The 12,778-nt window shown below is 64.7% G+C and carries 12 protein-coding genes and 1 pseudogene; 7 read left to right on the forward strand and 6 right to left on the reverse strand.

The features are described from left to right. Positions 1-17: 17 nt before the first annotated feature. Positions 18-1,370 (forward strand): ABC transporter substrate-binding protein, encoded by a 1,353-nt coding sequence (locus ACYQR9_RS14760; RefSeq protein ID WP_461226935.1) that lies wholly within the window; start codon positions 18-20, stop codon positions 1,368-1,370. Beyond that, positions 1,367-2,137: an ABC transporter ATP-binding protein gene (locus tag ACYQR9_RS14765; protein ID WP_461226937.1), complete on the forward strand. Its 771-nt coding sequence runs from the start codon at positions 1,367-1,369 to the stop codon at positions 2,135-2,137. Before ACYQR9_RS14760 ends, ACYQR9_RS14765 begins: the two co-directional genes overlap by 4 nt. 47 nt (positions 2,138-2,184) lie before the next feature. On the opposite strand, the gene ACYQR9_RS14770 is transcribed toward ACYQR9_RS14765, so the two are convergent. Continuing rightward, the gene (locus tag ACYQR9_RS14770; protein WP_461226939.1) at positions 2,185-3,228 is read right to left on the reverse strand and encodes an LLM class flavin-dependent oxidoreductase; all 1,044 of its coding nucleotides are present in this window, start codon (positions 3,226-3,228) and stop codon (positions 2,185-2,187) included. Positions 3,229-3,364: 136 nt separating this feature from the next. Then, on the reverse strand, positions 3,365-3,766 hold the full coding sequence (locus ACYQR9_RS14775) for a DoxX family protein (protein ID WP_461223953.1): 402 nt from the start codon (positions 3,764-3,766) through the stop codon (positions 3,365-3,367). Positions 3,767-3,890: 124 nt separating this feature from the next. Between ACYQR9_RS14775 and ACYQR9_RS14780 the strand changes: the two genes are divergently transcribed. The 5 genes from ACYQR9_RS14780 (at position 3,891) to ACYQR9_RS14800 (ending at position 8,805) form a co-directional block, all read left to right on the forward strand. Then, the gene (locus ACYQR9_RS14780; protein WP_056453266.1) at positions 3,891-4,793 is read left to right on the forward strand and encodes a LysR family transcriptional regulator; all 903 of its coding nucleotides are present in this window, start codon (positions 3,891-3,893) and stop codon (positions 4,791-4,793) included. A gap of 279 nt (positions 4,794-5,072) precedes the next feature. Beyond that, a complete protein-coding gene (locus ACYQR9_RS14785; protein WP_461226941.1) occupies positions 5,073-6,710 on the forward strand; it encodes an inorganic phosphate transporter in 1,638 nt (545 codons plus the stop codon). A 108-nt stretch (positions 6,711-6,818) separates the two neighbouring features. Further along, the gene (locus tag ACYQR9_RS14790) at positions 6,819-7,379 is read left to right on the forward strand and encodes an HAD domain-containing protein (RefSeq protein WP_461226943.1); all 561 of its coding nucleotides are present in this window, start codon (positions 6,819-6,821) and stop codon (positions 7,377-7,379) included. A gap of 187 nt (positions 7,380-7,566) precedes the next feature. Beyond that, a complete protein-coding gene (locus ACYQR9_RS14795; protein ID WP_461226945.1) occupies positions 7,567-8,313 on the forward strand; it encodes a hypothetical protein in 747 nt (248 codons plus the stop codon). A 261-nt stretch (positions 8,314-8,574) separates the two neighbouring features. Then, entirely contained in the window at positions 8,575-8,805 is a 231-nt protein-coding gene (locus ACYQR9_RS14800) for a hypothetical protein (protein ID WP_461226947.1), read from the forward strand. A 49-nt stretch (positions 8,806-8,854) separates the two neighbouring features. Here ACYQR9_RS14800 and ACYQR9_RS14805 read toward each other — a convergent pair. The 4 genes and pseudogenes from ACYQR9_RS14805 to ACYQR9_RS14820 all read right to left on the reverse strand — a co-directional run bounded on the left by ACYQR9_RS14805 (position 8,855) and on the right by ACYQR9_RS14820 (position 12,664). Then, a pseudogene (locus ACYQR9_RS14805) lies at positions 8,855-9,978 on the reverse strand (IS3 family transposase). A gap of 75 nt (positions 9,979-10,053) precedes the next feature. Continuing rightward, the gene (locus tag ACYQR9_RS14810; RefSeq protein WP_461226949.1) at positions 10,054-10,407 is read right to left on the reverse strand and encodes a ParB/Srx family N-terminal domain-containing protein; all 354 of its coding nucleotides are present in this window, start codon (positions 10,405-10,407) and stop codon (positions 10,054-10,056) included. Positions 10,408-10,833: 426 nt separating this feature from the next. Then, entirely contained in the window at positions 10,834-11,223 is a 390-nt protein-coding gene (locus tag ACYQR9_RS14815; RefSeq protein WP_461226951.1) for a helix-turn-helix domain-containing protein, read from the reverse strand. Between the two features lie 299 nt (positions 11,224-11,522). After that, a protein-coding gene (locus ACYQR9_RS14820) for an IS3 family transposase (protein WP_461226953.1) occupies positions 11,523-12,664 on the reverse strand; the annotation gives its coding sequence in 2 pieces (ribosomal slippage) (positions 11,523-12,397 and positions 12,397-12,664; 1,143 coding nt in all). Positions 12,665-12,778 lie beyond the last annotated feature (114 nt).

Genomic DNA, 12,778 nt, shown 5'->3' on the forward strand with positions numbered 1-12,778 from the left:
GAACTAAGGGACTTCCCATGCCCGCATTCAGAACCGCCCTGCGTTCCGTGCTCGTCGCCGGGACCGCCCTCGTCGCGCTTACCGGTTCGGCCGGTGCCGACGAACAGCATTTCCCCCTGCAGAGTTACCGGGTCGGGCCCTATGCGGCCGGCGGCACCGGGTTCTTCGGTGGCTTCATCGATTACCTGAACCTGATCAACACCCGCGACGGCGGCGTGAACGGGGTCAAGCTGACCTGGAGCGAGGGCGAGACCCAGTACGAGGTCGAGCGCGGCGTCGAGGTCTATGAGCGGCTCAAATCCCGTCCCGGCATCGCAGCCTGGAACCCGCTCTCTGTGGGAATCGCCTATGCGATGGTCGACCGGATCACCAAGGACAAGGTGCCGCTGATCACGATCAATCACGGCCGCACCGATTCCACCGATGGCCGGGTCTTCCCCTACGTCTTCCCGCTCCTCCTCAACCCCTACAGCGAGACATCCGGCATCGTCGAATATCTCGGGAGCCGCGAGGGTGGACTCGACAAGCTCAAGGGCAAGACCATCGCGGTGCTCTATCATGGCTCGCCGTACGGCAAGGAGACGATCCCGATCTATGAGCTCCTCGCCAAGAAGCACGGCTTCACGGTCGAGCAGATCGAGGTGCCGCATCCCGGCAACGAGCAGCAATCGCAATGGCTGACCATCCGCCGCCTCAAGCCGGATTACGTGGTCCTGCGCGGTTGGGGCGTGATGAACCCGGTGGCGTTGAAGACCGCCCAGAAGACGGGCTTTCCCGCCAACCGCATCGTCGGCAACGTCTGGTCCAACTCGGAGGAGGACGTGATCCCGGCAGGAGAGGCCGCCAAGGGCTACGTCGCCATCACCACGCAGGCGTCGGGCGCCGAATATCCGGTGCTGAAGGACATCATCAAGACCGTCTACGACGGCAATACCGGCAATCTCGCCGACAAGAAGCGCATCGGCAGCGTCTACCACAACCTCGGCATCGTGAACGGCATCCTCAACGTCGAGGCGGTGCGGGCGGCGCAAGCGAAGTCCGGCAAGCGGACGCTCACCGGAGACGAGGTCCGCTGGGGCTTCGAGCACCTGCGTCTCGACGAAGCCCGGGTCGCGGCTTTGGGCGCCAAGGGCCTGTTCCATTCCATCAACGTCACCTGCGCCAATCACGAAGGCGATGGCCGCGTCACCTTCCAGCAATGGGACGGGGCGAAATGGAAGGTGGTCTCCGACTGGATCGCCCCCGACTGGGCGACCCTGCGCCCGATCATCGAGGCCTCGTCGGCGACCTACGCCAAGGAGCACGGCATCACGCCGCGCAACTGTGCCGCCGAGGAGAATGCGACCCACGCCGCGGCGGCCACTCCGTGACCGGCACGCCGCTGCTACGCGTCGAGGCGCTGGAGGCCCGCTATGGCGGCGCCGTCCGCGCCCTCTCGGGAGTCGACCTCGCCGTCGCGGCGGGCGAGATAGTCGCCCTCGTGGGCTCCAACGGCGCCGGCAAGACCACCGTCCTCAAGGCGGTCTCGAACCTCCTGCCGGCCGAACGCGGGCAGGTGACGGCGGGCCGCGTCGTCTATGACGGACAGGACGTGTCCCGGACACCCACCGACGCCCTGGTGCGGGCGGGCCTCGTCGGGGTGCTCGAAGGCCGCCACTGCTTCCGTGGGCTCAGCGTGGAGGAGAACCTCGTCACCGGTGGGCTCGGGCGCGGCTCGAACCGATCCGCCATCCGGTCCGACCTCGCGCGGATCTACGCGATCTTCCCGCGCCTGCTGCAGAAGCGCCGGATTCTGGCCGGGCTGATCTCCGGCGGAGAACAACAGATGGTGGCGATCGGGCGTGCCCTGATGGGTCGTCCGCGCCTGCTCGTCCTCGACGAACCCTCCATGGGCCTCGCTCCGCAGGTGGTGGCCGAGATCTTTCGCACCCTCGAGCGCCTCAACCGCGACGAGGGACTGACGATCCTGGTCGCCGAGCAGAACGTCACCGTCGCGCTGCGCCATGCGGACCGGGCGGTCGTGCTGGAGAATGGACGCAGCGTCCTCACCGGCACCGCCGCCGAACTTCGTGGGCGCGACGACATCAAGACGTTCTATCTCGGCCTCGGGACGGTGCCCACCCACGTGCCGGCATGAACGGTGTCGTTCCAAGAACGGGCCCCTGCGCCTGGGGCAGGGCGCCGTCACGAGGCCGGCAACAACGCTTTCACCCGCGGTATCACCTCGGTGCCGAGCAATGAGATGGATCGCTGCATGGCATCCGGCTCCTGCATCGCCGAACTCATCTGGAAGGTCAGACGGGATATGCCACCGAGCGCGGCGCTGGCCGTCACCACCTTCGCCGCAACCGTGTCCGGCGCTCCGATCAGGTAGGCGCCGTAGGGGCCGCACATGGCTTCGAATTGCTCACGCTGATTCGTGTTCGGCCATCCCCGTTCCGCCCCGATCTTCCCGAACAGCTGAGCCCAGCCGGGATAGAACGCCTCCTGCGCGGCCCCGTCGGTGTCGGCGACGAAACCGACGGCATGCACCCCGACCTTGAGTCTTTCCGGTGCATGGCCCGCCTGGCGGCCGGCTTCGCGGTAAAGGTCGACCAGGGGGCGAAAGCGTTGGAAGCTACCGCCGATGATGGCGACCATCAGCGGCAGGCCGAGGGTGCCGGCGCGCGCGAAGGAGGCCGGTGTTCCACCCACACCGATCCAGATCGGAAGCGTCTCCTGGTGCGGACGCGGATAGACGCCTTGGCCGGTGAGCGGCGGGCGGAACCGGCCGCGCCAGGTGATATGGGTCCGCTCGCGCAGCGTTAGAAGCAGGTCGAGCTTCTCCGCGAAGAGGGCGTCGTAATCCTCGGCGGCGAACCCGAAGAGTGGGTAGGCCTCGCCGAAGGAGCCGCGCCCGACCACGATCTCCGCCCGGCCCTTGGCGATCAGGTCGAGGGTAGCGAACTCCTGAAAGACGCGGACCGGGTCGGCCGCGCTCAACACCGTGACGGCGCTTGTCAATCGGATCCGGCTCGTGCGTGCCGCCGCGGCCGCGAGGATGACGGCCGGAGCCGCATCGAGGAATTCGGCGCGGTGGTGCTCACCGATACCGAAGACGTCGAGCCCGGCCCGGTCGGCCACCTCCACTTCCGCGAGCAGACGCGCCATGCGCTCGGCCGCCGGAAGGGACCGGCCCGTTTCCGGATCGGGAAGGGTGACGGCGAAGCTGTCGATGCCGAGTTCCATGGCGGACGGTCTCTCTGGTGCGATCAGATGGAAGAAGCGTGCAGATCGATGAGGCGAGAATGGGAGCGCGGCCCCTTTGCGATGGCGCCGCATCCGTTCGCGTCGGCCGCGGCCATCCCGGGCAACGGCCCCTTACTCAGCGACGGCGCGCCAGGACCGAGAGGATCTGGTCTCGGCGCAGCCAGGCCAGGGTTCCGGTGAGGGCAAGCAGCACGGCAGCCGGGGCCACCGGCGTGGGTAGAACGACCAGATGAGCGATGATGGCGCCGACCATGGTGCAGGCCAGCCAGAGGGCAGCAAAGGCCGCGTAGCCGGGGATCAGGAGGGCGACGGCGCCTGCGACTTCCACGAGGCCGGTAACGATGCGGAACCATTGGCCGACGCCGATGAGGTCATAGACCTGCACCATCATCGGCACCCCGGCGAGTTTGGCGCCGCCCGCCGCCAGGAACACGAGAGCGAGCAGGATCTGCAACGACCATGTCGCAATGGTGAGCTTGCGCGACGGAGCGGACGGGGCCGTGAGGGTCTGTGACATGAGTAACATCCAGTTCGATGTCGCCGAACTCTGGACCGGCTCGGCTGTGCGCTAAGCCGTAGGCCCCTTCCATCCCCCATCGAAGCCTATATCTTTCGATGCATACCATCACCTGGACAGATGGATGCTCGACCAACTCACCCTCGATCAACTCCGGACTTTCGTCGCCGCGGTAGATACCGGCAGCTTCTCCGCAGCCGCACGCAAGCTCGGGCGGGCGCAGTCGCTGGTCAGCCAGTCTCTGGCAAACCTGGAGACGCAATCCGGCATCAAGCTCTTCGACCGCTCGAACCGTTATCCGGTCCTGACTGAGGCGGGCCGCGTGCTGCTCGCCCATGCACGCGCGACGGTAGCGGCCGCCGAGACGTTCAAGGCCCAGGCCCGAGACCTTGCCGGCGGCCTGGAGGCGGAAGTCAGCATCGTGCTGGACGTCCTGTTCCCGTTCCAAGTGCTCACGCAAGCCGTGGCCGCGTTCCAGCCGACCTTTCCCTCCACGCCCCTGCGCATCCAGGTCGAGACCCTGGGGGCGGTGATCGCGCCGGTCCTCGACGGGCGCTGCGCTTTCGCGGTCGCGGGTGCCACGCCCCTGCTGCCGCCCGAGCTTGCGCGCGAGCCGTTGCGCCAGATCGAACTGGTCATGGTCGCCTCGCCCGCCCATCCCCTCGCGCGCAGGACGGGGACGATCCCGACCGCTGACTTGGCCGAGCATGTCCAACTCGTCCTGACCGACCGCAGCGAGCTGACGAAGGGGCGCGAGTTCGGCGTGTTCTCGCCAAGGACCTGGCGGCTGGCCGATCTCGGAGCCAAGCATGCTTTCCTGCGCTCGGGGCTCGGATGGGGCGGGATGCCCCTGGAGGTCGTGGCGGATGACCTCGCCGTCGGACACCTCGTGCGGCTCGACATCGCCGCTTTGCCGAAGGGCGGCCTGTTCCTGCCGATGTGGGCCGTATACCCGATGGAACGGCCGCCGGGACCGGCCGGACGCTGGCTCATTGCCCAATTGCGTTGCGCCGACACGGGCCAGTGACGCCAACCATGATGAGCGACGAACGCCTCTGCGCCGACAGAGTGGTCGAGGTCAGAATCAAAGAAAAAAGGTGGTCGTTCCATCCGACAGGGCCGGACGGATTCGGACAACGCTTCGCAGCGCCTGCACTTGGCACCGTTCACGGAGCGAGTTCGCGTCGTACGTTCGTGTCGATCACTTTAATCCAGCGCCATCGGTGCTTTTTGAATGCATGTCACAGGACTGTTATGAGCGCGACCTACTGGCAGGATCGTTGATCCCCCGGGTCCTGAGGCCATCATGTCCGACGCCGTTGCTGCTCCGACCGGCCTGCCGCAGGGCGCCAAGGCGCCCGCCACGGGGCCAAAGCTCGACCACGGCATTCATCCGGGCGGCGTCATCGCCTTCCTGCTCGTCCTGGTCGCCGGACTGGGCTACGCGCTCTACAGCCTCGTGACCGACATGAACGCGGTGGGGCAGTCGCCTCTCGCCATCGGCGCCTTCGTGCTGCTCGGACTGGCTCTGCTCATCGCTCTGGCCTTCGAGTTCGTGAACGGGTTCCACGACACCGCCAATGCCGTGGCCACCGTGATCTATACCCACTCGATGCCGCCGCTCGTCGCGGTCATCTGGTCGGGCGCCTTCAACTTCCTCGGTGTGATGCTGTCTTCCGGCGCCGTGGCCTATGCCATTGTCACCCTGCTGCCGGTGGAACTGATCCTGCAGGTCGGGTCGTCGGCCGGTTATGCCATGATCTTCGCGCTGCTCATCGCCGCCATCCTCTGGAACCTGGGCACCTGGGCTTTCGGCCTGCCGAACTCGTCGTCCCATGCCCTGATCGGATCGGTCATCGGCGTCGGCCTCGCCAACCAGCTGATGGCCCCCGAAGGACAGGCAACCTCGGGCGTCGACTGGGCGCAGGCCCTGGGCGTGTTCAAGGCGCTGCTGTTCAGCCCCGTCATCGGGTTCGCCGCCGCCGCCCTGCTGCTGCTGGCCCTCAAATTCACCGTGCGGCGCAAGGATCTCTACGAGGCCCCCAAGGGCGAAACCCCGCCGCCTTTGTGGATTCGCAGCCTTCTGATCCTGACCTGCACGCTCGTGTCGTTCTTCCATGGCGGCAATGACGGCCAGAAGGGCATGGGCCTGATCATGCTCATCCTCATCGGCGCGGCCCCCACCGCCTACGCCCTCAACCGCACGATGTCGGACGACACCACCCCGGCCTTCATCCAGACCTCCCAGAACGCCAGCACGGTATTCGCCAGCCATGCCGGGAACGCGCCGAAGCCTGACGCCGCCGAGGCCCGCAAGCAGGTCTCGGAAGCTCTCAAGTCCAAGGACCTGAACCAGCCTGCCGTGTATGGGGCCCTCGCCGCGCTCTCCACCGACATCGCCGATAACGTGAAGGCCTACGGCGCCATCAAGCAGGTGCCGGCTGCGGCGACGTCGAACCTGCGCAACGACATGTATCTCGCCGCCGACGCGATCCGGCTCCTGCCGAAGAACGGCGCGACATTCTCGGAAGCCGAGGCCGGTACCCTGAAGGCCTATACCGGCCTCCTCAACGATGGGACACGCTACATCCCGACTTGGGTCAAGGTCTGCGTCGCACTGGCTCTCGGCCTCGGCACAATGGTCGGCTGGAAGCGCATCGTCGTCACCGTGGGCGAGAGAATCGGGAAGACCCATCTCACCTACGCGCAGGGCGCTTCCGCCGAGATGGTCGCCGCCGGCACCATCGGTCTCGCCGAACTCTACGGTCTGCCAGTCTCGACCACGCACATCCTGTCGAGCGGCGTCGCCGGCACCATGGCCGCCAACGGTTCGGGCCTGCAGATGTCGACCGTACGCAACATGGCGCTGGCCTGGGTCCTGACCCTGCCCGCAGCCATCACCCTGGCGGGCGTCCTCTTCTTCATCCTACGGCACGTGTTCTAGCGGCACCTCGACGTCGCCGGCCGGGGACCCGATGCTGGACGATCGCAGCGTCGCGCGGTAGGCGTCCACGGCCGAAGCAGGGTTGCTTCACGAAACGGGACTGGCCCCTTGAGCGAACGAACAGGGGCGGGAGCGCTGACGATCTACCTCGACGTGGACGGCGTCGTCACGACGGTGGACTTTCAACGGCAAGCCGGGAAGGACAGGCTCAACCCGGCCCAGGTCGCCCTCGTGGCCGCCCTCGTACGGGAGTTCGACGCGAAGGTGGTCGTGTCGTCCACTTGGCGCGTCGACGATTGCCGCCCGACACTGGTGGAAGCCGGCCTATCCGAGGACTGCTTTCACCCGGACTGGCGGACGGCCATCCTGCCGACGAGCAGGAATGCCGAAACGGGCGCGATGCTTCCCGCCGAGCAAGCCGGGCGCGGCGATGAGATCACCGAACACGCGAGCCGGAACCACATCACGCACTACCTCGTCCTCGACGACGTAGAGGTCGGCCCGGCCCATGCGGGTCGGCACGTTCGTCCCGTTGCAGAGATTGGACTAAGCGAGGCGGAGGGGATCCTGGCCCGCGACCTGCTGGCGGGGATGGCGGCTCCTCGAGCAATGATGGGTCAGATTGGCTCATTCCCACGCACCGCCGATTTACTTCCCCATAGGGATTGAACTTTTCGAAAGCACCGGTCATTCCATGACAGTGGAGTGACACCCGCGTCACGCTGCCCCCGACATCGACAGGGTCTCCTCGACCTTTGCCGGACCTGCCCATCCGGTCGCGCCTCGACGCCGCCCCCGTTCGGCTGCTGAGAGCGCGTCGCGTCGGATTGTCGTTCGGCAGGAAGGAGTGGCTGCGATGTTCGGGTTCAGAACTCACGGAAGGACGTCCAGTCCTTCGCTCGCGGTCCTGGGCATTGCCGAACGGTCGGCCGCGGAGGCCTATGCCGCGCTCATCGCCACAGGCTGGTCGGAGATCGGATTCGGGTACCATGGTACCGTCCATGCGCATCCGGACCATCCGGACGTCGTCGTGCGCTTCGCACGCAAGGCCGATGGATTCGGCGATTATGCGGCCCTGCTTCGCAAGGGGTTCGCAGGCTCCGATGGCCCGCACGCGCCGCGTATCCACGACCTGCAGGTCAGCCGCTGCGGCGCGCTGATGACCGTGGGCTCACGGCTCACGAATCCGGCGCGGGATGCCTGGTGGCTGGCCTATGCCCATGCCGTCATCGCGGACCATCCGGGCGTCGCGATGAACGAGGGCGTCCGAGACCGGTTCAAGGTGGAATGGCCGGCCCACGAGCCGCGGATCGATCACGCGAGCTTCGACGGGATCCGCGAAGACTTCAGGGCCGCGTGGCCTGGATACGAAGCCTATGTCGCGTCCTTGCGTGCGGTATCGCCGCAAGGCCTCGATCCGAACATCGGCAACGTCCTGGTGGGCGCCGATGGCAGTCCCGTGGTGAACGATCCGCTCTGTGATGACGGACACGGCCTGTGGCGCTCGCCTCTCGCGCGCTTGCTCACGCGCTACGCGGACGTCCTGCACCGCCTGGCCAACGAAGCACGGGCCAGGTTGAGCAAAACTCTCGTGCCTGCCTGATCGTCGGGCGTCGCTATCTTGCGGTAAAGGTTCAGAAAGCCGGCATCGAGGGCGATGACGAGTTACCGGCGCGTGCCGTCCATTCGATCGTCATCTGAATCCCATCAGAACTATGCGTTTCCCTCAGGCCTAGACGAAAGGCATCTTTCCTGAGCGTCTGACGGCCATCCGATGCCTTCGGCGCCGAACGTCTCTGGAAAGGTAGCGCGTCTCATGACTAAGCCGGGATCGGCTGCCGCCCTCCGGCGTAGAAGCGGCCCTATGCTTCCGATCCTCGTCCTTCTGGCCTGGGTGAGCCTTGCCGGCGGTGGCTGCGTGACCATGGAGGCCCGGCGCGAGGCCGTGGTACCGCCACCGAGCGCGGCGTTCACCGCCATGTATGGTGCACGTCCCGACGAACGCTTCCCTCTTCCGGCGACCGAGATCGGCAGCATCGATTACCGCTACTTTCGCCAGGAGGTGGCCTGCCCCCTGAAAAGTGGTCCTCCCTGAGGTATGGCTTTGAGCCATGTTGGAGTTGACCCCGTTTGTGGTCCACGGCCTATGCAAGTTCTCGGGCTGTGACAGCTTGGTTGGCGAAGGCTCGGGGGGGCAAGCCGCCCAAGGCCGTGTGGGGTCGATCTTCGTTGTATTGGCACCTCCAGATCTCGATGCGCTCGCGGGCATCGGCCAGCGACAGGAACCACGAGGCGTTCAGGCACTCCGCCCGTAGACGACCGTTGAACGACTCGATGTAGGCGTTGTCGGTCGGCTTGCCCGGTCGTGAGAAGGCGATCTCGACCCCGTTCAGGTAGGCCCACTGGTCGAGCATGCGACCGGCGAACTCCGGCCCATTGTCGACCCGCAAGCTCTTGGGCCGTCCCCTCAGCTTGACCAAGGCGTCGAGCGCCTCGGTCACTTGGTAGGCGCGGAAGTTGGCTCTCGGTGTGAGTGAGAGCGCCTCTCGCGTGTGGCAATCAACGACGGTCAAGATCCGGAATGGACGTCCGTCGAAGATGCGGTCGGATACGAAGTCCATCGCCCACACCTCATTGGGCCCACCGATCCCTGGTCGACCCTGACGATAACGCCAAGCTCGCTTACGCTTAGGCAGCTTTGACCGGATCGATAGCCCCTCGTCTCGGTAGATCCGGTAGGTGCGCTTGTGGTTCACCTCCCAGCCCTCCCGTCGCAGCAGGATGTGCAGCCGCCGGTAGCCGTAACGGACCCGTGCGGCGGCCAGCTCCTTCAACCGCATCCGCAGAGCGACTTGCGGGTCGGCTCGCTTCCTGTAACGCTGGGACGAGCGGCCGAAGCCGGTGGCCTGGCAGACCCGACGCTCGCTGATGTCGTAGGTCACCTGCAAGTGACCGGCGACTTCACGGCGAACGGCGGGCCTCACCACTTTTGCTGACGCTGCCCTTCGGGTCGCTTGAGCACGTCCTGCAGCATCGAGCGGTCCAGCGTCAGGTCTGCGACCAACCGCTTGAGTTTACCATTCTCGTCCTCCAGCTGCTTGAGCCGTCGGATCTCCGGCACGCCCATGCCGACGAACTGCTTCTTCCAACGGTAAAACGTCGGCTCGGATACACCCATCTTCCGGCAGACCTCGTCCACCGTGCCGCCATTCTCCGCCTGCCGCAGGGCAAAGGCGATCTGTTCGTTCGTGAAGCGTTTGCGAGGCATGGCATCCTCCCTCCTTCAGGGTTCAAGATGCCCGATAAACTTGCGCTCAGCGCGGACTACTTTGCTGGGTCAAGGTCATTCGAGGGCGAGGGTCGCCCGATCCCAGCCGGCCAGGGTCGCGATCTTGTTGTCGGCAATCGCATAGGCGCGCTTCTGCGTGTCGCTCAGGTGATCGAGCCGGACGGTCGGGACGGTGGGCAGGCCGAGTTGCTTTGCTGCCAACAAGCGTCCGTGCCCGGCGAGCACGAGCCCGGTCTCGTCGACGACGAGCGGCACGGTGAAGCCGAACGCCCTGATGCTGTCGGCGATCTTGGCGATCTGCTTCTTCGAATGGGTGCGGGCATTGCGCGGGTTGGCGCTGAGGGAGGTCGGAGCTTGGTCAAGGATGGTCAACCCGGCCGTGGGGAAGGCCAGTGCGTTCGTCGTCATGATGGGGATGTCCTTGGAAAAGCGCACGACGACGAGCCCGCGTGCCGGAAGGCCGCAGGGTCAAAGTCGGCGCAGTGCTGTGAGAGAAGGGCCGCTCAGGCCCGGAGACAGAAACGCCCCGGGGCCGGTGCCGCGGGGCGAGGGGACGTGCAATCGCGCAGCGAGCCTGTCAGGCGCGCCGTTCAGAAAGGATTACGATTGCGGGCAGATCGAAGCTGAGCCCCGGCGGACACAAAAACTTCGACTTAATAAAAATGTAGAGTATACCCGTCGGGTGTCAAGCCATGCTCATCTCAATCATCACGCAGAAGCAAGCTGCTCGCCAATAAAATAGACTACGCCTATAAATAACCGCATTTAAGACACAACAAGCGCCGATTCTTGACTTGCCAGCCCATTTATGTTAACCTGTGTCGGCAAAACCCACTATTTCTCAGATTCTATTTCACAAAAAACACGCGCAAGCTCAGCTAGCAGATAGCGGGCTCGTGGATCCTTGATTTTATCGAACGCCTCCTTAAAATATACCCCGTCCAGTGAAGTGGAAACTCCGCTGAATCCTGGAATCTCGACAGTGGGGATTTTCTCATTCCGCTCATTGTAAAAGTAACTGACGTCGACTCCTAAAGCCTGAGCTATCTTTTGTAGTTTCTCGGCGGCTATTTTACTCTGGCCGCTCTCATATTTTTGGACCTGTTGAAAAGTTACGCCCAAGGCGCTACCTAAACTGGCTTGGCTAAGCCCAGCCGAACGTCGCAATGACTTGATGCGCAGGCCAATTGCACCCGCGCTTCCATCCCTCTTATCGTCGGACATAGCTTCCTGTGTGGCTTGAGTTTCGAATGCGTTAACGCCAAGCTGGGGCAATAACTTTGGCATACTGCATTCGGCGTCATTCCAAAAGGCCCCAGCATGCAGGGGTCATCCGATGCGCCGAAGGGGGACTGGATGCGATCAGATGAATCGCTGCCGATTCTGGACCAGCAACTTGGCTCGCACCAAATGCATACCTACCGAGTTCTCGGTCATGAAGATGTGCAGATGCCATGTGTTATCCAAAAAGCTCGGCCTTGCTCTTGACCTGACCGGTATTTTGGACCGAGCCGATTGAGAGGCTACTGCATGGTGGCGGCCATGGGTAGCCGGAAGGCCAGGTCCGGGAAGGTGACAGGCGCGGGCGGCCGATAGCCCAAGGACGAATGCGGTCGAACGCGGTTGTAGTTATTCTGCCACATACCGATCACGGTCTGTGCCTCCTTGAGCGAGTAGAAGATCTCTTGGCGTAGGCACTCGTCCTTCAGCTTGCCATTGAAGCTCTCACAATAGCCATTCTCCCACGGCGATCCTGGTGCGATGTACTGGATCTGCGGGCCGGTTTTGGCGACCCATTTCCGCAAAGCCTTCGCGATCATCTCCGGGCCGTTGTCGCAGCGGATATTCTCCGGGATGCCATGCAGGCACATCGCATCGGCCAGCGCCTCGATCACACCCAGACTGTTGATGCGTCTGGCGACCTTTAGCGCTAGGCAGGCGCGACTGTGCTCGTCGATCAGCGTCAGGATACGCAGGCTTCGCCCGTCATGGGTCTGGCCCTGCACAAAATCGAAGCTCCAGACGTGATTGCGATGGAGAGGCCGCAGCCGTACGCAGGAGCCATCGTTCAACCACAGCCGGCTTCGCGGCCGATGCTTTTGCGGGACCTTGAGCCCCTCACGACGCCAGATCCGCTGAACCCGGTCTTTCCCCACCTGCCAGCCCGCTGCCTGCAGCAGCGCGGTGACGCGGCGGTAGCCGTAGCGTCCGTACTCGGACGCCAAGGCGATAATGGCGCGGGTCAGCGCATCCTCGTCAGCCGGAACCGTGGGCACGTAGCGTTGCGTACCCCGGTGCTGGCCGACGATCCGGCAGGCGTGGCGCTCCGAGAGGCCGTACTTCTCCTGGATCACGTCGACTGCCTGCCGGCGTCGCTCCGGGGCTATAAGTTTCCCGCGGCGACGTCCGCCAACACCTGCTTCTCCAGGGACAAGTCAGCCACAAGCCGGCGCAATCGAGCGTTCTCACGCCCCAGATCCTTCATCCGACGGGCCTGGTCGATCTGCAGGCCGCCGTACTCCTTGCGCCAGCGATAGTAACTTTGCTCGGAGATCTCCGCCTCCCGGCACGCTATCGCCAAACTTTTACCCTGCGCTGTCTGCACCTCAATCTGGCGCAGCTTCAGCACCACCTGCTCCGCACCCGTCTTCCGACCTCGCTTCATGTCCAGCTCCTTCAGTCCTGGCTGATCCTCTCAATCAGCCCGGTCCAAAGCCAGCCGGTCAGGTCAGATCCAAGCTAAGCGAGCGCGGCTCAAGGGGATCGGTTGAATTCCCCT

Source organism: Methylobacterium sp. CM6241 (assembly GCF_054817845.1).